The organism is Gillisella vitis (genome assembly GCF_021559775.1).
GTDB classification, from domain to species: Bacteria; Pseudomonadota; Alphaproteobacteria; order Rhizobiales; family Rhizobiaceae; genus Allorhizobium; species Allorhizobium ampelinum.
Genome location: NZ_CP056050.1, coordinates 246,814 through 272,723, shown reverse-complemented (window position 1 = coordinate 272,723; position 25,910 = coordinate 246,814). Strand labels below are relative to the sequence as shown.

Sequence of the window (25,910 nt, the reverse complement as noted above, 5' to 3'; positions counted from 1 at the left end):
TGCAAGCGCCACGCGAATGAGCGGGCAATCATGGTGATATCTTTCGCAAGGATGTCATCATGGAATTCGAAGCCGTCTCATCCCGTCTGCAACTGCCACATCCCTCTGATCAGACAGCATTGCGCGTCAAGGATCTGAAAAAGCAGTTCGGTCCGCTCGAGGTGCTAAAGGGGATCTCGTTGAGTGCTTCGCGCGGTGAGGTGATTTCAATCCTTGGATCCAGCGGATCAGGAAAAAGCACCTTACTCAGATGCCTCAATTTTCTCGAGGAACCGAGCGGTGGCGACATCTGGATTGGCGGCCAGCATATTCGCCTGCGCCGGGGACGGGCTGCCCAGTCGGAAATCAATGTCCTGCGTGCCCGCCTTGGCATGGTGTTCCAGACCTTCAATCTCTGGCCTCATAAGACAGTTCTTGAAAACCTGATCGAGGCGCCGGTTTACGTGCGCAAGATCCCGAAGAAAATGGCATGTGCTCGGGCTGAAGACCTCCTGTCGAAAGTTGGCCTGGCGGATAAGCGCCATGCTTATCCTGTGCATCTGTCCGGTGGTCAACAGCAGCGGGTCGCCATCGCCCGGGCGTTGGCGATGGAGCCCGACATTCTCCTGTTCGATGAGCCGACATCGGCTCTCGATCCCGAACTGGTTGGCGAGGTTCTGAATGTCATTCGGTCGCTTGCCGATGAAGGGCGAACCATGCTGATCGTCACCCATGAACTCGCGTTTGCGCGTCAGGTCTCCAACCGCATTTTCTTCCTCCATCAGGGGCGGATCGAAGAGGAAGGGGCGCCTGAAGCCATATTCGAACGACCGGTATCGCCGTGGTTGCGGCAATTCCTATCCGCGCAGTTCGGGAGGACCACCCGATGATATCTCTGCAAGAGCTTGGCCTGCAAGGATTTGGAGCGCAAATCGCGGCAGGTGCCGCCACGACGCTTCAAACAGCATTAACAACCCTCCCTGTGGGGATCTTCGTCGGCCTGTCCGGGGCAGCAGCAAAGTGCAGCCGCTTGCCGCTGCTCCGTCGTCTGGCGCAAGCCTACACGACAATCATCAGGGGCATTCCCGAACTCCTGATCATTCTCATTTTGTATTTCGGGGGAACTGTTGCCCTGACGGCGATGTTCGGGCGCTATGTCGAGGTCAGTGCGTTTGCAGCCGGCGTGTTTGCCCTGACCATCGTGTTCGGTGCCTATGCGACTGAAGTGTTCAGAGCCGCGATCCTCGCTGTGCCACGGGGACAAATCGAGGCCGCTTGCGCCCTTGGTCTGTCTCGCTTTGCTCTCTGGCATTTGATCGTCCTGCCGCAGATGTGGCGCTACGCTTTGCCGGGTCTTGGCAATCTGTGGCTCACCTTGCTCAAGGACACGGCACTCATATCTGTGGTCGGGCTGGAGGATCTCATGCGCAAGACTGGTGTCGCGGCTGGAGTGACCCACGATCCTCTCAGGTTCTATCTGGTTGCCGCCTGCCTCTATCTGCTGTTCACCTCAGTATCTTTGGTGGTTTTGACGCTGCTCGAGCGGCGAGCAAGCAGTGGTCTGGGCCGATAGGAAATCATCATGAACATCACTCTGATCCTTGAGGTTCTGCCGCATCTGCTTGGTGGCGCATTGCTGACAGCAGAATTGACGGTCACGGCCGTTGTGGCCGGATTTCTGATTGCTGTGCCTTTGTCCTTGCTGCGTGCATCTCCGTCATTGGTCGTCTCCGCGCCCGTTCAGTTCTTCACTTTCCTGTTTCGGGGCACGCCACTGCTGGTCCAGCTTTTCCTGATTTACTATGGTGCGAGCCAGATCGGCTGGCTTCGAGCGAGCCCGGCCTGGATTGTCTTGCGCGACCCCTATGGCTGCGCCCTCATCGCCTTTTCACTCAACCACGCGGCCTACGCGACCGAAATCTTGGCGGGTGGAATTCGTGCTGCTCCGCAAGGAGAAGTGGAAGCGGCAAAGGCGCTCGGCATGCCGGCCCTGTTGCGCATGAGGCGGATCATCTTTCCCAATGCCTTGCGTCTATCCTTCCCGGCTTATGGAAATGAGGTCGTTCTGATGCTGAAGGCAAGTTCTCTCGCCAGCACGATCACGCTCATGGAGTTGACCGGAACGGCCCGAAAGCTCGTCGCCCAAACCTTTTCGCCATACGAAGTCTTTGTGTCGGCGGCCCTGGTCTATCTTGGACTGACCCTGGTTCTAGTTCACATTTTTGCTCGCTTGGAGCGACATCTGGCCAACCAGGAAAAGCGTAGTTCTGAGGTGAATGAATACAAAGCACTGACCAACGTAACACCCCCACTCTCGACGAAAGAAAGGGCGTCACAATGAACGGTCGTATGTTCCCTACATCGAATGATCCACTTTATGGGGTGAGCGAGGCCGCTTTGCGCGGCAGCTGGTATGATATTGATCTCGGCGCAATCCGGCATAATTATCGTCAGCTGCGCGGACATTTGTCCGCCCATGTCAAGGTCTTTGCCTGCCTGAAACGCAATGCCTATGGCTGTGGCGCCGGTCCGGTCGCTGCGGCCCTGGCCTGTGAGAACATTGATGGCTTCGCGGTTGCCTCCATGCTGGATGCTCTTGCCATCCGTCGCGCGGGGGTCTCGAACCCGATCCTTCTATATCCCGGCGTCACACCTGTGGGGGCCGCCATGGTGGAAAGCCTTGATCTCATCGTCAGTGTATCGAGCCTCGATGAACTCCAACAATGGTCTGCTGTCGTTAACACCCTGCGGGTGTTCATCAAACTGGATCTCGGGTTTTTTCGGGCCGGGGTCACACCTGCGGGTGCCAGGAAGCTGGTCGCCGCGGCAATGGCAGATCCCACTGTCCGAGTTGAGGGCATGTACGCTCACATGAGTGAGCTCCCGACGGTGCAACCCACCGACGCCGACGCGCAACATGAGCGCTTGGTCGGCATTATCACTGATCTTGATAATCTGGGAATCCGTCCGCCGGTTGTGATGATGTCAAGCACCGACGGTGTCTTGAACCATCCAGAAATGGATTTCGACGCTGTTGATCCAGGAGCGCTGTTCGTGGGGATCGGCGGCCCTTCGTTGCGCGCGCGCGCAGTCGAGTTGCGTCCAGCCCTTAAAACTATTTCCACGAGCCTCGTTTGTGTCAAGCGCCTCGACCCATCCCTTGGGCCAGTGCCGGAAATCCCAGGATACAAGACGGATATGACCCTCGGCGTTATTGGTATGGGCTGGGGAGACGGTTTGCCCCGGCATATTCCAGAAGGCGCTGTTGGTCTGGTTCACGGCAGGCGTGCCCGACTGCTGGCGCCGGCACATCTTGAACATATTCGCATTGATCTGACCGGTATCCCGAACGCCAGAACGGGAGACGAGGTCATTCTTCTCGGTCGACAGGGACCGGAGATGATCACTCACGACGAAGTCTGCGCCATCTGGGGCACAGATGCTGTCGGCCTCTATGCCGATCTACGGGACCACGTCCCCAGACGCTATCTCTGAACCAACAAAAAAGGGAACAAAAAATGAATATATGCAGATTGCCACTCATATTGCTTTCTATCCTTACAATCGCCGGACCGGCTATGGCTGATGAACAGCGACTGATCAAGATTGCCACCGAAGGCGCGTTTCCACCCTGGAACTCAGTTGATCCATCCGGAAATGCCATAGGATTTGATGTCGATGCCGGCAAGGCGATCTGCGAGCGCGCCAAACTTAGATGCGAATTTGTCACCCAAGCATGGGATGGCATCATTCCCGCGCTGACGGTTGGCAAAGTCGATGCAATCATGGCCGGCATGTCGATCACCGATAAGCGAAAAGCCGTCATCGGATTTTCGGAGCCTTATGCCCTTACCTCCAACTATTTTGTCGTCGCAAAGGCGCTTAAGCTTCCAGAGATGGACGGCACAGCACGTCTTTCACTCTCATCGATGGGAGTGAAAGATAGCCAGTCTTTGAAGGTCATGAAGGCCAATCTTCAAGGGAAAATCATAGGGGTCCAGGGCTCTACAAATGCCGAATCCTTTGTCCGCGACTATCTGGGGGAGGCCGTCAATGTCCGCATCTATGACAAGCAGGATAGTCTCAATCTTGACCTGATTGCCGGGCGGATTGATGCGGGCTTGGCGGATTACTCGGTCTGGAAGAGTTTTCTGGGAACGAAAGAGGGCGATGCCATGACCCTTTATGGCCCACAAATTTCTGGTGGTGTGTTTGGGCCCGGTGTCGGGATCGGATTGCGGAAGCAGGACAAGGAATTGATTGAGCGATTCAATGCCGCGATCAAATCTCTAAAGGTTGACGGCACACTGAAAGCGCTCAGCTTGAAGTGGTTTGGGGCGGATCTGGTGTCAGAGTGATATTTCCCGGATGCAGGCGTAGGTTGTTTGAGTTCGACGATGGCTACGGAGATTCCCATTGCACATACCCCCATAATAACTGCCAAAATAAATTCCATAATATATCTTATCTAACTTTTGTGTGTAACCAGGGTGGGTTCAAGGATGAAGTGCGACTTGCAATAGATAACAAAGGTTTATCGTTTGCAAGGAAAGCGCAATGAAACGCACCTACTCCCATATCGACTTGGACGAACGTCGTAAGATCGCTCGCTGGCGTATGGCGGGCCAGAGTATTGAGATGATCGCCGAGACACTCGGTCGTCATCGCTCGACGATCTTTCGTGAAATCAAGCGGAATACGTTTATCGATGAGGTGGTCCCGGACCTCAATGGCTATTACTGCGTCACGGCGCATGACATGGCTTGCGAACGGCGGGCCAAGCTGCGGAAGCTGGCGCGCTTTGCGAATGTGAGGCAGTCCGTGATCGACCGGATCATGCATGGTTGGTCGCCCCAGCAAATCGCCGGTCGCATGCGGCTGGAACAGCATCCGATCTTTGTCAGTCACGAGACAATCTACAAGTTCGCATACTCGGCCGACGGTCATGCCATCAAGCTGTGGCGTCACCTGCCGGAGCATCGAGCCAGACGGCGACCACGACATGCAAGACGTGAGCACAGTCAACGCTTTAGTCCGGAACTCAACATTCTGCACCGGCCGGATGTCGTTGCTGAACGCAAGCAGTTCGGGCATTGGGAATGCGATCTGATCCAGTTCCGCAAGAAGTTCGGCAAGGCGAATGTGACATCGCTTGTTGAGCGGGTGAGCCGCTTTACGATCTTGTTGCGCAACAATGATCGCCAGTCCCGCCCGGTCATGGATGGCATCATCCAGGCGCTGAAGAGCCTCCCTCACCTCGCCCGCCGATCGTTGACATTCGACCGAGGCACCGAATTCACTGACTGGCCGTACCTTCAGGCAGGCATAGGCACGCAAACATGGTTTTGTGACCCACAATCGCCCTGGCAAAAAGGAACGGTCGAAAATACCAACCGGCGAGCGCGAAAATGGCTTTCGAGAGACGTCGATCCCTTGTCCGTAGCCGCCGCCGATCTGATGGAGATCTGCAATCGGCTTAATCAGACACCGCGTAAATGCCTCGGCTACCGAACGCCGGCTGAGGTCTTCCGCAAGAAACTGCTCGCGCAGATGCGACATGCCAGCTAGCTTGAAAGCCACGCAGGTCGCACTTCGGCGTGAACTCACACCAGAGCGGCATTTTAATTTGATTGTAATTGTGAAATGTTCCTCCAAGCGATTGGGGTAAAGAACATGGATCCAATGTTGATCTTGCGCGACGCCACAAAGAGGCTGCCCGCTCTGAAATACGCCATAGGGGTTACAGGCATCGCAGCGGCTGCGGCCATTGTAATGAGAGTCCTTGGTCCGGAATATAGCAAGGTGAGTGGAGTTTTGATTGGCGGCACGATTTGCGCCATGTTTCTTCTCTTCGCCTTTTCAAGGCTTGTGACGTCCGCAAAGAGTGATGCAGTGACCCTTCCAGGCTTTGTTATGTTTTACGTTGTAGCACTCGCCTTCTGCTGTTTTGTCGCTTTTACAGTTTCCGCGTTTGCATTTTACTGGCCTGAGCCGTGGGCCGTGTATCTGAACGTCCCTGCGCCTTCTGATAAAAATAGACGCGCTCGCATATTGAGCGGCACGAGAATTTTGGTGACCACAGGGGATCAGGCGGCTGGGCCATTGGTAGCGCTCCTGGTAAATGAGCATGTCACCGCGTCAAAAGCCCCGAACTTTGACCCAGAACGCGAAAAAGACGCCCTTCGCATTACCTGTGGAAGTAAAATCCAGCCGGATCAGATTGAGGCGCTCATTGACTTCGTTTTAGAGGCTGATTTGCCGATCCACGAAGTGGCGCTTGATAACCGATACGGTCAAGATGTGCTGGCAATAGAGCATCCACTTCCAATTCAAAACACGCTCGGTATTGGTCTTGTTGCCCGGCAACCGCTGCCGGCCGAACAGCTCAAATCCGTGAGCGGATGTCCCAAAGTGCCGCTTATTTATTACGACGTTGCTCTCTAAAACCTTATCATGTGAGCCTTTTTCGCAGGGGGTTTCCATTGGAAGGTCTTCCACTCGCCGGCAACTTCACGATCAATTCAGCCAAGATCGAAGCCACGACCGTCACCCATGCTGGCCTGCCCGTGAAGGGCTACCAAGAGCAGAGCGACGAGAATGTCGACCTGGTGAACGAAAATAAGGAACTCGAAGAGCGTGTGCTTCGCCAGATCGACCGGCACGTTCGCAACCGCGACGGCCAGGATATCGATCAGGCCATGGTGCAACTGGCGCGCCGCAGCGTCCAGGAGGCGTTCATGTGGCTCAACCGCGCCGTCTTCCAACCAAAGCGCATTCTGCTGCCAGAGGACATCGCATGAGCGTTGTCGTCTACCGCGATGGCGTTATGGCTGCCGACTCGCGTGCTTATTCTGGCTCGACCCATCCGTTGGGCAACAAGACGAAGATACATCGGCTTGCCTCGGGGCCGTATGAGGGCTTCCTGATCGGCATCTGCTCAAACAGGGTCGGAATGCCGGAGGAATTCAAAGCGTGGCTTGAGCGCGGCGCCGGACGTGAAGAGCGCACGCACGAAGTCAATCGCCTTGTCGATCGCATAAATGTTGAACCGGTCGCCGCTGTCTTCCTTGCCGAGCCGGGTGTTGATGAACTCCGGACCTTTGCCGAGCTCCATCATCACCTTTGCAAGCGAGGGCAGGGCGAGCTTGGCGCGGTAGCCGTTGAGCTTCTTCACCTTGGGCATATCAGCCGATCCGTTCGATGCCCTGCTGATCTCAAACTGAACCCTGGCATCGAACTCGGCGGCGATCTTCAACGCAAACGCCTTGGCGTCGTCATCGCTGTGCGCCTTGAGTGCGTCGGCGAATATGTAGGCTGCCTGGTTCTCGTTGGACGTGCCGGCCGATGACTTGATGGACTGCTTTGCCATTGCGATTGTCTCCACGTTGTTGACACTTTCGAAAGTTCGTTCGCTTTCGATGAACACAACATAGAATGTCTCGGGTAGGCATCACATCTGGATAGGGCAGGCGCTGTACGGCACGCTTCTCGCCGCAGGACACAATCCTGTCACGTTCCGGTCCGTCTCTCTTCTATATAAATACATCTTATAAACACTAATAACTAAGAAGAGAGACGGACCGGATTGAAGATCGGAATCTCTTCCGGCGTGAGGATTCGTCCTTCTGCGGCTTGAAACCATGGCTTTCCGTGGAAATCCACGGATGTCCGGCTCGGTTTATGGCGCTCCATGGTTTTCCGGAGCGCACCCTTGGACACGGCATATTTGGAAAGCCATGGCTCCGGCGCTCGTGGTTCCTGGATTTTTAGAAAAAGCCAAAAAGAAAGGCGAACTCAAAAGTCCGCCTCTAAGTCTCGGTCGCCGTCACTCGACCACGCTGTATGCGATCAACAGATGCTCGACCGGCGTCTGCTATGCTTTTCGTTAAGCACATCTACAAGATAGTCATCGAGGGTAGGCGTCCAAGCTGGCTCGTTGCGGATAAATACGGCTGTCGGGGTTGGGCGGTTTCAGGGGATGTTTGTTGAGTGGAGCGGGGCAGGGTGCCGCCCAAAAATCCTCACCTTCGATTTCAATCCATCAATGCACATTCGACACACACGCTTTGCATAGCGATCTCACACGCGATCTCTCTTCTATACGCAACATGTCTCTCTATAGGCGCTCTGTCTGTTATTGTGATGGACGTGCTCTGTGGGGCGTGGTGTTGCTGTCTGTGCGTCTTATGCGTTGATTGTCTTTTAAGCGTTGCGGGGCAGTGCTTCTATGATCCGCGTTCGTTTAGCTGCTGTCTCTCGCTCACGTTGAATGTGAAGCGTTTCGAGCGTGTCTTGCTTGTCTCGCAGTGTCTTGCTTGTCGGATCGATTCTGTGAGCTGTTATGAGCTTTTTGTCAGCGCAGTGTTTCGTTCTGTCGAATGGTTGACGGGTGGGAAAAATTGAAAAAGTGGGTTTCGCTGTCAACTTGGTGTAAACCTGTGTCAACCTAACGACCTTGTTTAGATGGTCATTAGACAAAAACGGCTGTTTTTCTGTCAACTTAAGTTGACGCTAAAATGGCTGATTTTAGGCTGCCTGGCTTACAAGGGACCGGTCTGTCAACCTGATGCGCGTCGAGCTTCGTCTTTTAGATCTGCCAGTCTAAGCGTGTAGTAGAGAATTAGATCGAGCATGTCCCCGGACATGCCGTTGCGCTCTACCGCCTCGCCCAGCTGCTTGAGCGTAGCTTCAATCCTTCGGATTTCGTCAGCGCGTTTGGATTGGCTTGTCAGATTTGCTGTCATTCTTGCGCGTAAGGATAGGGCAGGGTGGACATGAAGAGCTTTTCTTGGGCCATGGGATCGTGGTGCTGACTGATCTGATTCATCTCTTCTACCGCGATCTTGAACACCTGCGCGCCGATCCGGATGAAGAGATCTCCACCGCTGGCCTGGGCGATCTCGCCGCCTCGATCCAGAAGGCCGTTGGCGATCGTGGATTTGGCGATGAATTCCCTGAGTTCGTTATAGCTGGTCATGGCAGTTCTCCATAAGGCTGCCGCAGGACGGTAGCGCGCTTGGAAAATGTTGTCGAGCGTGGCGTGCTGCCGCTGGACATACGTCAAGATAGTCTTCAATCTCGGGCTGTAGGGCAGGGGGTATGAAATGAGACTGCTATTGAGCGCCTGTGCGCTTCTTATTGCCGGCGAGACGAGTGCGGCTCAATCGACTGTGCGTGGCGTCGTCGAAAATGCGAAGACAGATGAGATCCGCAGGACTTTTATTGTTGGGATCGCAAGAGGTATTGAGGCTGCAAATGTCGCTCTAGGAAGTCAGCAGCGACCACTCTTGTATTGCCCGCCGCCCAAACTTGAGGTTACGCCTGATCAGTGGCTTCGTATTTTAGAGGTCTATCTGGATAGCCGCCCCGAAGATGCGAACAGAAGCGTGGCGACTATGAACATCGTTCTCCTTTGGGCCGCAGCGGAGGCATTTCCCTGTCATTGAAAACTTCCGTTGAAGGCGGTCGCGCACCTAGTCGGTGCGTTTCGCTTCCTCATGAAGTCAATTTTCTTCCGGCACGGAAAAGGCCCGGTTCAACCGGGCCTCCACCTTGTTCATCTGCCTTTGACGGGGCGCTTGCGCCGAACTGCGACGTTGCGGCACGACCTGTTGACAATGACATCACCGTGGATGGTGATCGAGTGTTGAGGCGATGGTTTTTGTAGCCATTTCGAAACGAGGTTCGCGACGAATGCCCAAACCGGTTTGTATAATAATTCCATTTTCAATCTCGCAAACGGGCCGCTGGACTTGACCGGACGCGATGTCCGTTTAAGATTGAATTTGCGAAAAGCAATCAGTGTCTAGACCTTTGGCATTGATGGAAGAGAGCGTCGATTGCAAGTCGGCGCTCTTTTTTTTGTTGTTTGTAAACAACGAATTTAGATAAACTTGGATCACCCCGATCCGTCAAGGGCCGGTCAGTGACGAAAATATTAACTCTATATCTAGTGCCAGACTTTATGGAAAACGGGGAAAGAGGCTAGCTTAGACAATTCATAGGCTTGGCTGAAAACCTTCATGATTAAAGCTTGGTGAAGGATTTTTTTATCCACCGTCAGACATGGAGGCAGAAAGCTGAGCCACAGAGACCAGTAGCCTCGCGTTGACATCATCGCCGGTGAATCACACGTTGAGTATAGGGTAGATACAGCTTACGGCGTTAGGTCGATAAAAGGCGTGTCGCCAATGACCCTTTCACCGTGGGTCATGTCTGCGGGCAGGCACATGATGATGTCGGAGTTCTCTTTCAGAGCTTCTGCACTATCCTTCAGTGCTTCGCGGCACTCTTTCATCGAGATGACGCCAGGTGACACCACAACGCGATTGAGATCGCCCTCAGGCTTGCCAATGGTTATGGCTCGTGCCGGTGTGCTGTCAGTGATCGTGACAGCCTGGGCGGCTGGCGCCATGGCGAGGAAGAGAAGGGCGGCTTTGACGATGTGCTGCATGATGGCCTCTATTTCGGATAATAGCGAAATAGCGGCATCTAATAGGGCGTGCAAGGGAGATTTTGGACAACCGCGGGACTTGCCGGCTGCGAGATGCTCTCAGAGCGGCTGAATGTAATTCTTGAGGTAATCCTCGAACGAGGCGGTCGTCCGTGTCCGCTCGATAATTTCTAGGAACGCCACTGCGACGAGCTCCTGATCGGCATCCTCGGTTAGCTCCCAGCCATTCGTATACATGAAGACGAAGCCGGCGTCGAAGCCAGTGCGCTTGTTGCCTTGCTCGAAGGCGTGGGCCTGCGCGATCGCTTCCATATAAAGAACGCCAAGGGAAACGACGTCGTTATTGCTCTCATAGCGCCAGCTATTATATGGACGCAATAAAGCGCCCTCCAATTTACCATGAAAGAGGAGGGCGTGATTTTCACCGGTTTCGGTAACGGCATTCAAATTGTAGGAGACAACCACCTCGTAAGGCAGCCAGAGAGGCTCACTTAGCAAGGACGGCATGCACCTTCGGGAAGCGTTTGATTGCCAACTGACCAAGAGCTGCATAGTCTACGGGCGTCGTCTGTGGACGCGGCTCGTAGCTGCTCTGGCTTACGGGCTGACGAACTGCTGATCGTATGATCATAACGATAACTCCTGTGCTCGTATTTGCACTGCTTTCTATATAGCACGTCTATGCATGTGAATTCAACACGCTGTTGATTTGTTCCTGCGGTGGTTGACTCCCGTTGCGCGTGAGAACAAAATAAGAACATGAAACATAGGCGCGGCATAGATCTGGGCAGGAGAGACCGGGACGAGATCATCTATCTTGGACCGCTGCCCAATGAAAATCGCCGTCACCGTCCAGCCAGAAGGTGAGGAAAGCTGAAGGGGGAAAAGGGGATCGCACGCGCTGCACCCACAGTGCATACGTGACGCCGGCCACCTCGAATGATTGTCTTTCCTCCCAGTTGTTACGATGCGGAAAAGCCGCGTCAAAGCTGTCGTGCCCGATCCCGCCTTTCTTGGGCGGGTCTGCGCCTATGACTTGGCCGGCTCTGACCGAGAGCGTTTGATAGGCACGCGCCATTGCGTCGTAATCACCTTGATCGTGGTGCTCCCATTCGCCATCAGCGAAGACAGCAACCATGCCGCGGAGCTCGTTCCTTGCGTCCCGTAGGAGCGCATAGCGCACGTTGTGCGTTACCAGCGTCCACATGGATCTGTTGAAATAGGGCGCGCTCATATTGCCATTGATGAATTGTCTGGTTACTTCTTCCCGCAGCCAGGTAATTGTCTCTCTCAAGTCTGCCGGGAGGAATGGCTTAGGAAGAGGAACAATCACCTGGCTCATGCGAACCTCGGACCGTCAGTGACTTCCTCGAGGAAGACATTGGCGCGATATTCGACGCCGTTATGCTTGAAGGTGGCCACCGCAGCTCAACTAGACCCGAGCGGCACTTGCGTAAAATGTTCCATAATTATGCTTATCCAATTTTTATCTGTAGAGGGGTGGGTTCAAGGATGAAGTGCGACTTGCAATAGATAACAAAGGTTTATCGTTTGCAAGGAAAGCGCAATGAAACGCACCTACTCCCATATCGACTTGGACGAACGCCGCAAGATCGGTCGCGGGCGTATGGTTGGGCAGATGACGATGGTGACAGAGGCCCATTTGCTCGGCGTGAGCCCGACCGTTTTGCAACCGCCTGGAACGAGCCTGAAATGCTGCGTTCATCCATGATGACGGCACTGTGAGCAACTTCGCGCAAAGCGAATGGAAGAGCTCCGTCGCATAGTTTTTTCTGATCTAAGATGAAACAATCTGGAGTCATTGCTCTGTACAGTCAATCCTAGTGGTTGTTTTTATCCCGAAAGCAGTTGCATCGGCAATTCGGTACTTACTATTTCGTGCTAAATAACGCAGGTCTAAGAATATGTCATTAATCTTTCATTTGTAACGGAACCGACATTGTGGTGTTGCGTTTCTGCGCAACGCCGATGGAGAAGTTCTTAATGGTGACGGGATCATTTCTCGCAGTATTACAGTCTCGAACCTCTCACTCCATGGTGCTTGTTGCCCTCATTCTTGGTATTTCCATCTGTCGCGCCCAGGCCGCGGATGATGCGACCATTCCTGTCACGGCGGTAACGGCAAGGATGGAGACCATGCACCGTGTCATCAATGGCATTGGCACCGTCGAGCCTCTCCAATCCGTCATCGTCAGGCCACGTATCGAAGGTCAAGTGGTTGAGATCCCCTTCACAGAAGGGCACCCGGGCTCGAGTTTCAAAGATCTGCTGATCCGGAACACATCGCCGCACACCACACTGGTGGTCCGTCCACACCGGTCTGGGAGTAGCTCGCCGTTAATGCAGGCGTACGGTGGCAATGAGTTGCACGCAGCAAGCAACCGCAAATTCGAGGGTGTTATGGAGGCCATCTCCTTTTGCATAGGTGCGTTGCACAATTCTTGTTTGCGCACCGCACAATATCTAGGCAGTATGCCTATAGCTGATGCACGCGATGGCTTCCTCCCAGTTCCATCGTATCAGCTGTTCCCCTCTGGAGGTTTTTGACCTTCACAATTAAAGGGCCTAGGTATTCCGATGGCCCTATTTTTTGTCTCTGTGGACGCTTTGACTCCGACCGTGAGAAAGTGGGGAATCGAGAGTATTCGCCGCCGCGTTCGGCCGAGATCTTCACAACACGCTCCGACTCTACTGATACCTGGCGCGGCTTCGTCATCGACAAGACTTATTGCAAGCCACGCCACGGCGTCATCGATGTGGTTTTCCGTCAACGCGCCTACGAGTGGCACCGCGACTACTTTGTTGCGACGCAGCCACCAGCGAAACTTCGGCGGCACTAGCGCTTTTTTTCGAGTAGCAACCGCATTTACAGCCTCGATGATCGCGCGGTCGCTCTCAGCAGTCACCGGGTTTTGAGCCGCGCGAGAGGGTTCCGACACGGTACGTCCCGTTGTCGTGCCCCATCGTCGGGCAAGCTTGCCACGCGCCAGAGAACGGTAGATCATCGTCGCCATGCCCTCATCCATTTAAAGTCGCGCTCCTCCTCGCGCGCCACACGGTTGTACAGATCGATATAGTCAGTTCACAGTCGGCGGAGGCTATGATCGATCTCCGTCATGATGGCCTTTATATTCGTTCATGCGAAAATGGCTTTTCTGTCGATTCGCGTCTCACGAGTTCCGGCTGGAACACTGTTTCGGTCGAGGACCGGGTCGGAGAACGCAGCCGCGCGATCAGCAATTCCACGGCCGCCTCTGCCATTTGCGTCACAGGTTGGCGAATAGTGGAAAGGCCAGGTGTGGTCAGCTGCGACAGCACGATGTCGTCAATCCCCACGAGCGACATCTCGCCGGGAACAGCGACGCCGTGCTGCCTGAGAGCAGACAATATGCCGACCGCTATCATGTCGTTAAGGGCGATGATGGCCGTTGGACGCGGATTAGATGACAGCAATTGTGCCACGCTGCCGCGCCCAATCTCAAAGAGCTCAACGTCGGAATAGCTCGCAATGCCATCGACAAAGGACTGGACGACGACAGGGCAAGCGGAAAGGCCGTGTCCAGCGACGGCGGCCTCGAACCCTGCAGCCCGCGATGCGCGAGCGAACGTGAACGACGAGTCTGACACGTAGGCGATATGCCTGTGTCCCAAACTCACGAGATGGTCGACCGCTATGCTCGTTGCAGCCTGATTGTCTAGATTCACGAGGTCAACATTTGCCGAGCCGAGATCCCCGCGCCGGGCGTCTATTGCCACCACCGCCAGATCCGCGGGGGCCGACTTTCGGCGGCCGACGATCGGCGAGACGGTGATGACGCCGCGAATGCCAAAGCTGAGCATCTCCTCCTCGAATTCGTACTCACGCTCAGCGTCGCGCATCGTATTGCACAGCAGGACACGATAGTTGTGCCGGCCCGCAGCCTGTTCGACCGCCAGTGCCAGTTCACCGAAGAACGGGTTGATGACGGTGGGAACCAGCAATCCCACCATCGGTACCTTGCCCGTCTTCAGTTGGCGTGCAGCGTTGTTGGGCCGATAGCCGAGGCTCTCGATCGCCTGGTTGATGCGCTCCCGCGTCTCAAGCCCCATATTTGCAAAGCGCTCGTTCAGGTAGTTCGAAACGCTGGAGCGAGAAACGCCGGCGGCTTCCGCGACCTCTTTGATGGTGATTTTCGTGGAGCCTTCGCCTGTGGTCATCGCCTGTGCCGTCTCGACTGGATTCTCATCATTTCAAGGTTCTATCCGGCTGCCGGCAATTTGGAAATGACCTCCTGCTCGAGCTCCTTCATGCTTGCCAGCAGCGCATCCACGATGAAGTCGATCTGGGCATCATCGATAATGAATGGTGGGCAGAAGGTAATTGAGTTGCCCTGCGGCCGGAGCATGAGCCCCTTCTGCATGGCGATACGCTGGAGATGCTGCGGAATGCAGAAAGCAGCGGCAAAGGGCTCTTTCGTTTCCTGATTCGCGACGAGCTCCGCTGCGAGCAGAAGGCCCTCCCCGCGAAACTGACCGACGTACGGGCACGCCGCAAGGACTGGCTCGATTTTCGCCCGCAGCATTTGCCCTCGCTGTTGCACCCATCGGGGCAGCTCCATGGACTGATACTGCCTAATGGCTTCCGTCACGATGGCGGCACCCACAGGATGTCCGGAATTTGTGAAGCCATGCCCGAACAGGCTTCCATCCCTGTTGATCGACTTGATCGCCTCGTAAATTTTGCCGGAAACCGCAACTGCAGAAATGGGGAAGAAAGATGACGACAAGCCCTTCGCCATCGCCATCATGTCCGGCATCATGCCGACCGTCTGGCAGCCGAACCAGTTGCCTGTGCGGCCGAAACCGCAAACGATCTCGTCATCCAGGCAGAGGATGCCATATTTATCGAGAACCGCCTGGATACGTTCGAAATAGCCTGATGGCGGCACGATGACACCGGCGCCAGCATTGATCGGCTCTGCGATAAATGCAGCGATCCTATCAGCTCCCTCGGCCAAAATGAGCGCTTCCAGTTCATTTGCGAGGCGCTCGACAAAGGCTCCCGTGGTCTCGTCCTTACGCTGCTCGCGATAGGGGTCTGGGCAAAGCGTGTGGACAACGCCTTCCAGAGGCAATCCGAATTCCCGGTGCATATGGGGAAGGCCGGTCAACGACGCTGCAAAGATGGTGGAGCCGTGGAATGCGCGCTGTCTTGCGATGATCTTTCGCCTTTGCGGCGCGCCATTGGCGGCGTGATAAAGCCAGGCGATCTTGACCATGGTCTCGATCGCTTCCGAACCGGAGGTCGCGAAAAAGACCCGCGCATCGTCCAGCGGGACCAGCTGCGCGATCGCCTCGGCGGCATCGATGACGGCCGGAGAAGCCCGGCCGCCGAAAGTGTGATAGAAGCCCATGGTCGCGTAAGCGTCCGAGGCTGCTTTCGCCAAGCCATCATTGGTGAACCCGAGTGAGGCGCACCAGAGTCCAGCCATAACGTCCAGATAACGGGTTCCCGCATCGTCGAAGATATAGGGGCCGTCTGCCTTCGCGATGACGAGGGGGCCCTCGCCTTCATGCCGCTCGGGATTCGTCTGAGCATGCAGGTGAAAACGAACGTCACGGGCGGCGCTAGAATTCGGTATCATGGACATGGGACGTTTCTCCTGTCAGGCCTTGGTCCAGCCGTAGATTTGCTCTGCCGCTTCGATGGAAACGAAGCCTTCGGCGACATCGCGTTCGATAGCATCCTTCGCACGCGCAGTCGGCGCGCCGAAGCCACCGCCTCCCGGCGTGCGCAACCGAATGCGATCGCCTGGCTCGAAGCGGATATTGGCGTACTTGCTGGTCGAACGCTTGCCGTAGGCTTCCTTCACGTTCTGCCACTCGGTCGAGCTTGCCTTCAGCACGTGGGTCGCGCCATTGTCGCCTTCCTTGCCGTCGAACAATGCCCAGGGCCTGATCGTATGGCGATCCGTGCACTGGCTGCCGGTAATGGCCACATCGGTCATCAGCAGAGTCCGCTCATAGCCGAGACCGCCGCGATATTCGCCAGCGCCAGCCGAATCCGTGATCAGCTCGCAATTCTCGACGCGGATGGGGAAGCGGGTTTCGAAGACTTCCGTTGGATTGAAGCGGCAATTGCCGTTGATGGCGATGTTGCAATTGTTGCCGTCGAAGCCGCTACGACCGCCCCAGCCACCGGCCATGATGTCATAGCAGGCGAAGTATTCGTCATAATCAGGATGATGGCCGCCGAAGACGAAGTTGGTGCCGGTGGCGGCTTCAGCAGCCATGACACGCTCGGGCGCGCAGGTCGCCATTGCGCCGATGACGATCCCGGCCAGACGTGGATGGGTTTCGGTGTTGCCGGCAACTTCCGGCGCCGGGAAATCGACGTTGGCGACAGTTCCGGGCGGCGAGACGACCTTGATGGGGCGGAAGCAGCCGGAGTTCTTCGGAATGCTGGGATCCGTCATGTGCAGGACGGCATTGTAGGTAGCACTTGTCGTCACGCCATAAGTGGCGTTGATCGGACCACGTGCCTGCTTTGCCGTGCGGCGGAAATCGGCGATGAACTCGTCGCCCTGCACAAAGACGTCGACGGCGACCTTATAAGACTGCGCCGTTATGCCGTCGTCCTCGACGGTGTCCTCGAAGCTGTACATGCCGTCATCGAAGGACGCGATTTCGGCGCGCATACGGCGTTCTGAGTAATCCATTAGATCCAAGCATGTCTGCTTGAACACGTCCTTGCCATACTTGCGGATAACGGCCGTCAGACGGTCGACACCCAAATCGACGCTGGCGATCATCGCCCGAAGGTCACCATAGTTCTGGCGCGGCGTGCGAACGTTGGCGAGAAGCAATTTCCAGACCTCGTCGACATCTTTGCCGGCCTTCTTGATCTTGATCGGCGGCACGCGAAGGCCTTCCTGGAAGACTTCCGTCGCCTCGCCCGCGAATGCGCCCGGCACCATGCCGCCGATCTCGGCGACGTGGCCTATGCAGACGGCAAAACCCACGAGTTCGCCGTCGATGAAGACGGGTTTGAAGAAGGTATGTTCGGGAAGATGGAGGCCGCCCCGATAGGGGTCGTTATGCAGGATGACGTCGCCTTCTTCCAGAGTATCGAAATCGATCTCCTGCGCGCAGCTCTTCATCAGGATGGGCATGCCACCGATCATGGCCGGGTTGAATTCGGCCACCGCAATCATCTCGCCGTCCTTGTCGGCGAAAGCGCAGGTGAAATCGAGACCTTCATTGAAGATCGTCGAATAGGACGTCTTCATGAGCAATATGCCCATCTCGCGGCAGACCGAAACCATGGTCGATTCAAGGATGTTCATGGTGACGGGATCGAGCGGTGCAAGCCGCGTGCTCGTAGATGCCACTGGCGCCGATGGCTCGAAGGGCAGCAATGCACGAGCCGAACGGTCCGCGCGCATGCCATCCCAGCTTTCGCACCACTCGCTGCAGTAAAGCGTGTGCCCGCCGTGCAAGCGTTCGTCGGACACGCCGTAGAGCAGCTGACCGCAATTGGCGCACTTCAGATATTTTTCGATGTAGTAGCCGTTTTCAGAAAAACGCATTTGATTTCTCCGGGTATCGGGCCTGCGGATAGCTCATCCACGCAAGGCGCCGGGAATGACTGGGCTCAGGCGAGGATGTCGATGATCAGATTTCCGAACTCGTCAACGGACAGCGTGCTGCCGGGATTGAGCACCGTGACGGATGCAGGCTCCTCGACAACGGCTGGACCGGGAATGACGTCTCCGAACAGCAGGTCGCCCCGATCGTAGACCGGCGCCTGATGCGAACCGTCGGCAAAATAGACCGACCGCGCCGATTTCGGCGTCGCGGTTCCCGCGGTGCGCTCCAGCCGAAGGATATCCGGCTTCGGCGTCGTTGCCACAAGGGTGACGGCGCAGCTTACGATTTCCATGATGTCGCCCGGCGAGGAGAAACCGAAACGGGCCTTGTGTGCGCGATGGAATGCCTCCCAGAGCGCGCTGCCATCGGCAGCCTCGAAGGCCGTCTCGTCGATCCGCATTTCAAGTTCATAGTTCTGGCCGAGATAGCGCATCTCGAGCAGGTAGTGCCCCTCGATGTCAGTGGTGTAGCCCTGTTCATGCAGCTCCGCCGTTGCCTCGGCGATCAGCTGGGAAAGGATGGACTGGCCGAGCACCGGGTCGTAGTGCCTGCTGGTAATATGCGTCGTGCGCTGCCGATCGACGCGGGCGTCGGTCAGTATGAAGCCGGAAGCCGAGAACTGGCCCGGATGGTTGGGAACCAAAGCTCTCGGAATTCCCATATCAGCGGCAAGGTCATTGGTATGCAGGGGACCTGCACCGCCAAAGCCGGCCAGTGTAAAGTCCCGGGGATCAAGACCCTGTTCGATGAGAACAGTACGAAGCGCGCCGACCATGTTGTTGTTGGCGATTTTGAGGATTGCCAATGCTGTGTCCTCAATGCTGCGACCCAGTTTCTCGGCAACACTCGATACGGCAACTCGCGCCGCTTCAGCGTCGAGCTTCATGCGGCCGCCGAGGAAGTTGTTGGGATCGATGCGGCCGAGCACGACATTGGCGTCCGTGACCGTTGGAAGTGTTCCGCCCCCGCTGTAGCAGGCAGGCCCAGGATTTGCTCCGGCGCTCTGCGGGCCGACGCGCAGCATGCCGCCATTGTCGATCCAGGCAATAGAGCCGCCACCGGCGCCGATCGTGCGGATGTCGATCATTGGGATCTGGATCGGCATGCCCCATTCGATTTCGAATGCGGTGGTGAAACGCTCGCGACCGTCCAAAACAGTGGCGACGTCGCTTGACGTTCCGCCGATGTCGATGGTGACGAGGTTTTCGATGCCGGTGAGCTTGGCAACGGCACGGCTGGCGATGACGCCGCCGGTCGGACCGGAGAGAACGAGATTGACCGGCGCGTTCGCGGCCGCGTCCAGCGTCATCTCACCGCCGTTCGATTTGATAACGACGACATTGGCATCCATCTTTGCCTCGTCCAGCCGCTTGCGCATGCTGGCAAGCTGGCGGGTGACGACAGGCTTCAGATAGGCATCGGCGATGGCGGTCGATGCACGTTCATATTCCTTCCATTTCGGAAGAATTTCATAGGACGCCGTGATCGGTAGACCTGGCAGCTCTTCGGCGAGGATTGCCTTGATGCGCAGCTCGTGCACGGGGTTCACGTAGGAAAACAGGGTGCAAACGGCAACCGCTTGAATATCCGGCATGGCACGGATGGTCGCCGCCAGGGTCCGGACCTCTGCTTCGTCTAGCGCCATGAGCACGTTGCCCTTGGCATCAAGACGCTCGGTCAGCTCGAAGGAATGGCTTCGCTTGACCAGAGGCGTCGGCTTCACCCAGCTCATATCATAGTGATAGCGGCGATTTCCGCGCTGAATGAAGGGAATATCGCGGAAGCCCCTTGTCGTGACATAGGCAACTGTTGCGCCTTTGCGCTCGAGCACTGCGTTCGTGCCAACCGTCGTGCCGAGGCGAACATAATCGATCTCGTCCCTGTGCGCGAACTCGGAGAGGCCATTCAGGATGCCGACGACAGGATCCGTCGGTACGGATCTGACCTTCCACACATTGATGGTGCGCTTTTCGCGATCATAGGCGACGAAGTCGGTGAACGTGCCGCCGACATCAATACCAAGCATGAAACGAGACTGATTATCCATGAAGCCTTCTTTGACGTACTCTCGTACGTTCCCCTTATTTACGTGGATTGTGTTGCGTTTTAGTGTATCGATCCACAAAATACAAACTACTGTCAACCTCAATTTTTTAATGAGGCGAGACGTCAGCATCAAGAGAATTAAGATGCGCCGCCATCATAGGGATGATTTCATTAGGTAATTATCGCTGTTCTGACACGTATGGATATTCTACTGCCCGAGACAAAATTCGAAATTTTCCTCAGCGGGGTGCCAAAATGCGATTGACGACGGCAACTATTTGTGTACCGATACACCTGCCGCACAATCATAAAATAATCGGCTATTCCTTCAGAGGTAGAAAGGTCTTTTCCATGGAAACCAAGTCACGCATTGGCGTTCTTGCTGCTCTTCTTTGTGCAAGCGCGATCACACCGGTCGCAGCGCAGGACAAAGCTGTTCCCGATGGCGTCATGTCGCACAAGTTCGCTTGGGGCGACTTTAAGCTCGCACCCCGCATCGCCGACAAGCTGAAGACCGGAAAGCCGGTCAACATCGTCATTCAAGTTGCCGGAACAGGCGTGCCGATTTCCGGCGCCCAGTTCAAGTTTGGTACCGTCAAGGGTTGCGAAGATGCCAAGGCGGCCGGCCTCAACGCAAACTGCCGCCTGGTCGGCCCGGTCAACCCGGATCCGGCACAGCAGATCAACGAACTTGAGACGCTTCTCAACTCTGATCAGGTCGATTGCCTTGGCGTCCAGGCACCGCTACCCAATCAGTTCAACGCCATCATCAACCGTTACGTCGACGCCGGCGTTCCGGCGATGACGCTGAACAACGATGCTGCCAAGTCCAAGCGCTTCTCATTCTCGGCGCTGAACGAAGTTGCTGCCGGACGTTTCAACGGCGAAGCGACGGCAAAGCTGGTCAAGGAAATGCGGCTAACCATAACCGAGGTGGCCCTCGGTAGCGGCGGCCCGGATGAGCCCTGGGCCCAGGGCCGCATGCAGGGCTTTCAGGAAGGCTTCAAGGCCTCCTATCCAGATGTGAAGTTCTTCAACGACTACAAGACCGGCCTGCCGACGAGCCGGAACTACACCACGGCGGAAGTCATCGACAGCGTGACGCCGTTCCTGACGGGCAACCCGAAGGTCAATCTGTTTTTCCATACCGACCAGGGTGTCGAGGGCGTTGCGCGCGTCATCAACAATCTGGGCCTGACCGGCAAATCCTTTACTTCGGGCTTCAACGTCAGCGGCGCAATTCTGGACGATATCGAAGCGGGCCGGACGCTCGTCACCATCGATCAGGGCTTCGACAATCAGTCCGAAGCTGCAGTAAAGCAATGCGTGGCCTACCTGACCAAGGGCGACGTTCCCGCTGATCCCCTTCAATACCTGAACCCGATCGTCATCACGAAGGCTGGCGGAGATGGGATGATCACGGTCGAGGCCGCCAAGGCCCGCCTGAAGGCTGCGCTCGGAAAGTAATCCAGCGCTGGCGGCTGGCTTCGGCGAGCCGCCCACTTTAATAGAATCCAGGTGATGAACGCGAAGTCTCGGGCCGAAACCCCGGAACAAGCGCCTATACCGCCATGACTATCGTAAAGGGCCACAGCATGCTCGCCATACTCAAACCGGGAAACATGATCAACGGGCTGCGAACGGCAGGCCTGGTGCTCGCAATCGTCGTCATTGCGGCCTTTGTGCAGAGCCAGCATGACTCGTTTCTCGGCATTAACAACCTGACGACGCTGCTGCGTTCGATGGTTGCTCTCGCTATGATCGCCTTCGCGCAGAAGCTGATCATTCTGCTTGGCGAGATCGACCTTTCGGTCGGCTCTGTCTACGGCCTGACCTCGATTACCATGGCGACCCTTTGGCTTGGCGGCGGAGCCCTTCCCTTCACTCTGCCACTGATTCCCGCCCTCCTCGTTTCTCTGGCCATCGCCGCTTTCGTAGGCCTTTTGAACGGGTGGTTTGTCGTCAAGGCGAGGCTTCCTTCATTCATCGTAACGCTTGGGATGCTCAATGTCGCGGAAGGTTTGCAGCTTCTGATCAGCAACGCGCAGACATTCACGCCCGCCTATTCCGACCCGGCACCGCCGGAGTGGGAGCTCTCCATCTTCAAGGCCATCGGCCAGGCGCCGCTTCTTTGGAACATCCCGAGCGCGACGCTCTGGCTCGTGGCCTCCTTCCTGCTTTTTTGGTTTATAAGGCATCGCACCGTGTTCGGCTTTCGCCTCGCCGCAATCGGCGGCAATGCCGAAGCTGCTCGCATCGCCCGTCTGCCGATCGTCAAGTACAAGTTGCTGGTCTTCCTCATCAGTGGATTGATGGCCGGTCTGGCCGGCATCGTCGACTTCTCCTATGTCGGCTCGGTCGGCCCGAGACAGGCTGGGTCTCTGCAATTCTCAGTCGTGGCAGCTGTGGTCATCGGCGGTGCAAGCCTGGCGGGCGGTCGCGGAACGATCGTCGGTACCCTGCTCGGCGCGATCCTCCTCTCGCTTCTGACGAACGGGCTTGCGCTGATGGGTGTCGGTTCCTTCGCGCAGCTTCTCTTCATCGGTATCGTCACGATCGGTGCCGTCTGGCTCGATCAGGGTTCCCAGATCCTCATCCGGCGCGCGGCCCAGCGCTCTGCCGCCAAGCGTGAGGCGAAAAGCGAATGATCAGGCTTTCGGCGACGAATCTGCGCAAGAATTATGGTCCGACAAGAGCGCTTGCCGGCTTGTCCATGGAACTGTCCTCGGGCGACATCGTCGGGCTGGCTGGTCCAAATGGGGCTGGAAAGAGCACCCTCACCCGCATGCTCGCGGGCGAAGAACTCCCGGACTCCGGCTCGATCATCTTGGAAAGGAACGGTCGTGGCGTCGACCGCGTAACGGATCACGTTGCGGTCGTCCATCAGGAACCCCAGGTCTGGCCAAACCTGACCGTGCTTGAAAACCTTGCGGTCGGCCGCGAAGCCTCCGCCGTGGGTTCGCCGCGACCCAAGGTAGATCCATCGCCGGCGCTGAAACTGCTGGAACTGGAGCGTTTCGCGCACTACCAGCTCTCCGATCTGTCACTCGCCGTTCAGCAACGCGTCGAGATTGCGCGGGCAATCATGTACGAAGCGGACATCTTCCTGTTCGACGAGCCGAATTCCGCGCTAACCGACGAGGAGTCGAAATCGCTCTTCTCGGTCATGCGGCGATTGGCCGATGCGGGCAAGATCGTCCTCCTGATCACGCATAGGCTCGAGGATTTCGTCAATTCCTGCGGCCGGGTTCTGGTTCTGCGAGACGGCACCATTCAAGGCGACCTCTCGGGCGATCGCATGACCGAGATGGCAATCGTCAAGGAGCTCACCCATGGCCTTAGCCTGACGGAGGCGACTTCACGCGCGACGGGCCGTCAAATGCCACCGGACCCGTCGTTCATCGTCTCGCTCAATAGCTGCTCCGATCCAGCCGGAAGTTTTGACCGGATCGATCTGAATATTGTGCCCGGAACCGTTACCATCGTCGCTGGAGTTGAGGGCTCCGGAGCGCGCGAACTTGTTCGCGCTCTGGGCCGCTACAGTCCGATCAGCGGAAATCTGAACGCCAGGCGGAAAGACGGCAATGAAATCGCCGTTAGTTATGTTGCTGCAAGCAGGCGATCGACCGTCTTCCCGAACTTAAGCGTTGGCGACAATCTCGTTGCCCGGCTCAATTGGTCGTCACTATGCAGCCCGATACCCTTTCTTTCCCGCTCGAAGATTGCTGCCCGGGCTGACGCTGCGGTCAAGAAATACTTTGTAAAGACCGCGAGCATCGACCATCCGATCACCTCGCTCAGTGGTGGAAACCAGCAGAAGGTGGTCGTCAGTGCGGCAGTTGAATATGGTGCGGAACTTCTGGTCATCGAGGAGCCGACCCGCGGGGTGGACTTTAGCAGCAAACGGGACATCTATGCGATCCTTCGTGACTATGCTGCGAAAGGTAACGCTGTTGTTCTTTTCTGCACAGAAGTCCCGGAAATGTATGAGGTTGGCGACGAGGTGGTCGTTGTATCGCATGGCCGCATCATGGGCAATGCGGCCATCGACGAACATGCCTCGGCGACCCAGTTGACACATCGCATCACCGAACTGGAATCCGCCCATTCCACCATCTCGGAAAGGGCTTGAGAATGCTGGAAAGAACACTCTTCAATCTGGACGGCAAGCATGCGCTCGTCACCGGATCAAGCCAGGGCATCGGCCTGGCGATTGCCGAAGGCCTTGCGAGCTATGGCGCAAGCGTAACCCTGAACGGCCGCGATCCCGCCAAGCTTGAGGCGGCCCGGAACACGCTCAAAAAAGCAGGAGCCGAGGTCAACGCCGCTGCGTTCGATGTCACGGACGCAAAGGCAGTGACGAATGGCGTCCGCCTTATTGAGGAACGTTTCGGACCAGTCGACATCCTTGTCAACAATGCCGGCATGCAGTTTCGCTCGCCACTTGATAAGTTTCCGCACGACAAGTGGGACGCGCTGCTGAGGACAAATGTCTCGAGCGTCTTCTACGTTTCGCAGCCCGTCGCGCAGCAAATGATCGAACGGGGCGGCGGCAAGATCATCAACATTGCCTCGGTGCAAAGCGAACTCGCACGCCCCGGCATCGCGCCATATACGGCAACCAAGGGCGCAGTTAAAAACCTGACACGCGGCATGTGCATTGACTGGGCCCGTCATGGGTTACAGATCAACGCCATCGCACCCGGCTATTTTAAAACTCCACTCAATCAGGCTCTTGTTGATGACACGGCGTTCTCCGCGTGGCTTGAGACACGCACACCGGCAGGCCGCTGGGGCAACGTGTCAGAACTTATCGGCGCTGCAGTGTTCCTTGCGAGTGATGCATCGTCATTCATCAATGGGCATACACTTTATGTCGATGGCGGGATTACCGTATCGCTCTAGCTTTTTGCATAGGCTTGGCTGGAAATCATGGCCAATGCCTCGCTCCTCCTTCCGGCCGTTTGACAAATTGCCAGCAATCCCAGTGAGAGCCTTGACGTGACTGCTTTTGAACCCTCGCCAAGCATATCATTTGGCAGCGTAACCGTTGTGATAGGTGTCTCAGGTTGCGGCAAATCCACCGTCGCGAAGCGACTAGCGGAAGAAGTTGGATGGCGTTTTTTGGAAGGTGATACGCTTCATCCTGAAGCCAATATTTTGAAAATGCGTCGAGGCATTCCATTATCCGATGACGATCGTCTTCCGTGGCTGGAGAGGATTGCCGACGAACTTTTGTCGGCATCGGACAAGGGGGAAGGCATTGTCGCCTCTTGCTCAGCGCTTAAATTTATTTATCGGGAACGGCTACGCGACCGTTTAGGCCGAAGGCTGAATTTCGTATTTCTCAACGCTTCGTATGAGGCACTTAGTATCCGACTTGGCGGCCGGACGAACCATTTCATGCCACCGTCACTGCTTCGCAGTCAATTCGCGACGCTTGAGACGCCTGCAGGAGAACCGGACGCCTATGAAGTAAACGCAGAATTGGGCATCGAGGATATCCTTGATTGCGTGCGGGCGCTATTCACGAAAAAGGGGCGTATAACTGGCTACGGTGCCAGGTGATTGCCAAGTGTGATGAGTCTGAAACAATCGAGGCCTATCTAACGCGCGATATGTCGGATTCTTTTACGGCTGCCAAAGTCACCAGAGGTGAATCACCGAATCAGAATCGCTCGCCTCAAATCCTGGGAATATTATCCTGAATATTAGAATGTCAAACAATTCGCATCGAGATCTGACGAGTAGGGCGTCAGGTAGTTTGCTCAAACAAAATTCC

Annotated in this window: 25 protein-coding genes; 16 read left to right on the top strand and 9 right to left on the bottom strand. The window is 56.2% G+C overall.

The genetic code is table 11. The features are described 5' to 3' along the window. Positions 1-59 precede the first annotated feature (59 nt). The 8 genes from AVCG78_RS25470 to AVCG78_RS25435 all read left to right on the top strand — a co-directional run bounded on the left by AVCG78_RS25470 (position 60) and on the right by AVCG78_RS25435 (position 6,779). Entirely contained in the window at positions 60-869 is an 810-nt protein-coding gene (locus tag AVCG78_RS25470; protein ID WP_071205412.1) for an ABC transporter ATP-binding protein, read from the top strand. Further along, positions 866-1,552, top strand: coding sequence for an ABC transporter permease (locus tag AVCG78_RS25465; RefSeq protein ID WP_156601695.1), 687 nt, complete (start codon positions 866-868; stop codon positions 1,550-1,552). Before AVCG78_RS25470 ends, AVCG78_RS25465 begins: the two co-directional genes overlap by 4 nt. Positions 1,553-1,561: 9 nt before the next feature. Continuing rightward, positions 1,562-2,320: an ABC transporter permease gene (locus AVCG78_RS25460; protein WP_071205410.1), complete on the top strand. Its 759-nt coding sequence runs from the start codon at positions 1,562-1,564 to the stop codon at positions 2,318-2,320. A gap of 8 nt (positions 2,321-2,328) precedes the next feature. After that, positions 2,329-3,474 carry an alanine racemase gene (alr, locus tag AVCG78_RS25455; protein ID WP_071205409.1) on the top strand — a complete coding sequence of 382 codons (1,146 nt, stop codon included), beginning with the start codon at positions 2,329-2,331 and terminating at the stop codon, positions 3,472-3,474. A gap of 83 nt (positions 3,475-3,557) precedes the next feature. Further along, complete coding sequence (locus AVCG78_RS25450; RefSeq protein ID WP_234618203.1) at positions 3,558-4,337, top strand: transporter substrate-binding domain-containing protein; 780 nt, start codon at positions 3,558-3,560, stop codon at positions 4,335-4,337. A gap of 199 nt (positions 4,338-4,536) precedes the next feature. Continuing rightward, positions 4,537-5,547 (top strand): IS30 family transposase, encoded by a 1,011-nt coding sequence (locus tag AVCG78_RS25445; protein ID WP_156620490.1) that lies wholly within the window; start codon positions 4,537-4,539, stop codon positions 5,545-5,547. Between the two features lie 105 nt (positions 5,548-5,652). Beyond that, positions 5,653-6,423, top strand: a complete 771-nt coding sequence (locus AVCG78_RS25440) for a hypothetical protein (RefSeq protein ID WP_139191545.1) — start codon at positions 5,653-5,655, stop codon at positions 6,421-6,423. 38 nt (positions 6,424-6,461) lie between these two features. Then, positions 6,462-6,779, top strand: a complete 318-nt coding sequence (locus AVCG78_RS25435; RefSeq protein WP_071206413.1) for an Acb2/Tad1 domain-containing protein — start codon at positions 6,462-6,464, stop codon at positions 6,777-6,779. Positions 6,780-6,916: 137 nt separating this feature from the next. Here the strand turns inward: AVCG78_RS25435 and AVCG78_RS25430 are convergent, their stop codons facing one another. Further along, the gene (locus AVCG78_RS25430) at positions 6,917-7,348 is read right to left on the bottom strand and encodes a hypothetical protein (RefSeq protein WP_087730417.1); all 432 of its coding nucleotides are present in this window, start codon (positions 7,346-7,348) and stop codon (positions 6,917-6,919) included. A 1,371-nt stretch (positions 7,349-8,719) separates the two neighbouring features. Then, on the bottom strand, positions 8,720-8,956 hold the full coding sequence (locus AVCG78_RS25425; protein ID WP_071206408.1) for a hypothetical protein: 237 nt from the start codon (positions 8,954-8,956) through the stop codon (positions 8,720-8,722). Between the two features lie 127 nt (positions 8,957-9,083). Between AVCG78_RS25425 and AVCG78_RS25420 the strand changes: the two genes are divergently transcribed. Then, positions 9,084-9,425 carry a hypothetical protein gene (locus AVCG78_RS25420; protein ID WP_071206407.1) on the top strand — a complete coding sequence of 114 codons (342 nt, stop codon included), beginning with the start codon at positions 9,084-9,086 and terminating at the stop codon, positions 9,423-9,425. 710 nt (positions 9,426-10,135) lie between these two features. On the opposite strand, the gene AVCG78_RS25415 is transcribed toward AVCG78_RS25420, so the two are convergent. The 3 genes from AVCG78_RS25415 to AVCG78_RS25405 form a co-directional block, all read right to left on the bottom strand. After that, complete coding sequence (locus tag AVCG78_RS25415; protein WP_139191544.1) at positions 10,136-10,432, bottom strand: hypothetical protein; 297 nt, start codon at positions 10,430-10,432, stop codon at positions 10,136-10,138. A 99-nt stretch (positions 10,433-10,531) separates the two neighbouring features. After that, the gene (locus AVCG78_RS25410; RefSeq protein WP_071206403.1) at positions 10,532-10,939 is read right to left on the bottom strand and encodes a type II toxin-antitoxin system death-on-curing family toxin; all 408 of its coding nucleotides are present in this window, start codon (positions 10,937-10,939) and stop codon (positions 10,532-10,534) included. A 301-nt stretch (positions 10,940-11,240) separates the two neighbouring features. Further along, a complete protein-coding gene (locus AVCG78_RS25405; protein WP_071206401.1) occupies positions 11,241-11,774 on the bottom strand; it encodes a hypothetical protein in 534 nt (177 codons plus the stop codon). Positions 11,775-11,999: 225 nt separating this feature from the next. Here AVCG78_RS25405 and AVCG78_RS25400 point away from each other — a divergent pair, with 225 nt between their 5' ends. Both AVCG78_RS25400 and AVCG78_RS25395 read left to right on the top strand, forming a co-directional pair. Beyond that, on the top strand, positions 12,000-12,164 hold the full coding sequence (locus tag AVCG78_RS25400) for a hypothetical protein (RefSeq protein ID WP_156556149.1): 165 nt from the start codon (positions 12,000-12,002) through the stop codon (positions 12,162-12,164). Positions 12,165-12,394: 230 nt separating this feature from the next. Continuing rightward, entirely contained in the window at positions 12,395-13,000 is a 606-nt protein-coding gene (locus AVCG78_RS25395; RefSeq protein WP_174083642.1) for a hypothetical protein, read from the top strand. Between the two features lie 579 nt (positions 13,001-13,579). Here the strand turns inward: AVCG78_RS25395 and AVCG78_RS25390 are convergent. The 4 genes from AVCG78_RS25390 to AVCG78_RS25375 all read right to left on the bottom strand — a co-directional run bounded on the left by AVCG78_RS25390 (position 13,580) and on the right by AVCG78_RS25375 (position 20,129). Then, positions 13,580-14,650, bottom strand: a complete 1,071-nt coding sequence (locus AVCG78_RS25390) for a LacI family DNA-binding transcriptional regulator (protein ID WP_071206396.1) — start codon at positions 14,648-14,650, stop codon at positions 13,580-13,582. A 41-nt stretch (positions 14,651-14,691) separates the two neighbouring features. Then, the gene (locus AVCG78_RS25385) at positions 14,692-16,083 is read right to left on the bottom strand and encodes an aminotransferase (RefSeq protein WP_012650546.1); all 1,392 of its coding nucleotides are present in this window, start codon (positions 16,081-16,083) and stop codon (positions 14,692-14,694) included. A 15-nt stretch (positions 16,084-16,098) separates the two neighbouring features. Further along, entirely contained in the window at positions 16,099-18,021 is a 1,923-nt protein-coding gene (locus tag AVCG78_RS25380) for a hydantoinase B/oxoprolinase family protein (protein WP_012650545.1), read from the bottom strand. Positions 18,022-18,086: 65 nt separating this feature from the next. Beyond that, a complete protein-coding gene (locus AVCG78_RS25375; RefSeq protein WP_071206395.1) occupies positions 18,087-20,129 on the bottom strand; it encodes a hydantoinase/oxoprolinase family protein in 2,043 nt (680 codons plus the stop codon). Positions 20,130-20,479: 350 nt separating this feature from the next. Between AVCG78_RS25375 and AVCG78_RS25370 the strand changes: the two genes are divergently transcribed. The 5 genes from AVCG78_RS25370 (at position 20,480) to AVCG78_RS25350 (ending at position 25,696) form a co-directional block, all read left to right on the top strand. After that, positions 20,480-21,595: a sugar ABC transporter substrate-binding protein gene (locus AVCG78_RS25370; protein ID WP_071206393.1), complete on the top strand. Its 1,116-nt coding sequence runs from the start codon at positions 20,480-20,482 to the stop codon at positions 21,593-21,595. 128 nt (positions 21,596-21,723) lie between these two features. Then, entirely contained in the window at positions 21,724-22,776 is a 1,053-nt protein-coding gene (locus AVCG78_RS25365) for an ABC transporter permease (RefSeq protein ID WP_012650542.1), read from the top strand. A 65-nt stretch (positions 22,777-22,841) separates the two neighbouring features. Next, positions 22,842-24,260: an ATP-binding cassette domain-containing protein gene (locus AVCG78_RS25360; protein ID WP_234796154.1), complete on the top strand. Its 1,419-nt coding sequence runs from the start codon at positions 22,842-22,844 to the stop codon at positions 24,258-24,260. Positions 24,261-24,262: 2 nt separating this feature from the next. After that, the gene (locus tag AVCG78_RS25355; protein WP_071206390.1) at positions 24,263-25,033 is read left to right on the top strand and encodes an SDR family oxidoreductase; all 771 of its coding nucleotides are present in this window, start codon (positions 24,263-24,265) and stop codon (positions 25,031-25,033) included. A 96-nt stretch (positions 25,034-25,129) separates the two neighbouring features. Next, the gene (locus tag AVCG78_RS25350) at positions 25,130-25,696 is read left to right on the top strand and encodes a gluconokinase (protein WP_234618169.1); all 567 of its coding nucleotides are present in this window, start codon (positions 25,130-25,132) and stop codon (positions 25,694-25,696) included. Positions 25,697-25,910 lie beyond the last annotated feature (214 nt).